General features: G+C 61.1%; 1 protein-coding gene. It reads left to right on the top strand.

The window, feature by feature from the left end; translation table 11 throughout:
- Positions 1-927 (top strand): sensor histidine kinase (locus NS334_RS17210; protein WP_153002837.1); only part of this gene is annotated, 927 nt, incomplete at its 5' end.
- Between the last annotated feature and the right edge of the window lie 58 nt (positions 928-985).

Below are 985 nucleotides of genomic sequence, written 5' to 3'. Positions count from 1 at the left end.
GCTCAGGCGGCCGGGCGAATTGGAAGTTTTGAGCTTGATATCGCGACCGACCGGCTCACGGTGACGGATCAGTTTTGCCTTATCTTTGGATTGCCGATCATGCCTACCGTGAATGCGCCGGACATCGAGCGTCTGATCCATCCCGGCGACGAGCATCTGATCTCCGACCGGGGCAGCCGCGAGAGCGGCGAGATGGCGTTGTACACGGAGTATCGCGTCCGCAAGCCTCAGACCGGCGACGTGGCCTGGATATCTCGCAGCGCGATGCTGGTCCGCAACGCGAATGGCGTCACCATCCGCGTGCTCGGAACAGTTTGCGACATCACCGAACGCAAGAACATCGAGGAGCGGCAAAGAATTCTCAACGACGAACTTGGCCATCGCCTCAAGAACACCTTGGCGTTGGTGCAGGCCATCGCGAGACAGACTCTCCGCAACGCATCCGACCACGAAGCAGTTGAAGCTTTCGAACGGCGGATCGATGCGCTTGGACGTGCGCATGACGTCTTGCTCCAGCATAGCTGGTCGGCTGCTGATCTACGCCAACTGGCCGCGAACGTACTGGGCTTGCACGGCGCGGCATCTCGGTTTCACCTCGATGGCCCCCGCTTGCGGCTGACGGCGAAGGCTGCGCTGTCAACGTCTCTCGTGCTCCATGAACTGGCGACCAATGCAATCAAGCATGGTGCCCTCTCGGTCTCTACCGGCTATGTGCGGCTATCATGGGAGATCGAACCGGATTGTCTCATCGTCAAATGGACCGAGCACGACGGACCGCCGGTTGTCGCGCCGACCAAGATCGGACTTGGTTCTCGCCTCATCGACATGGGCATTATCGGCGGAAGCCGCTCAAGAAAGCGCTATGAGCCGTCCGGCCTGGTGGTTGAGTTCCGTGCTCCGCTTGCGGCAATTGACGACGGTTCCTGATGCCGGCGACCGCGCCACGGGGATCAGGTGAGGCCTCGCTCGACCACCGGCGTGGTTG

It is taken from the genome of Sphingomonas endophytica (assembly GCF_001476895.1).
Classification (GTDB): Bacteria; Pseudomonadota; Alphaproteobacteria; order Sphingomonadales; family Sphingomonadaceae; genus Sphingomonas; species Sphingomonas endophytica_A.
Note: the sequence above shows the minus strand (reverse complement) of the source record. Positions and strands in the feature narration are given on the sequence as shown.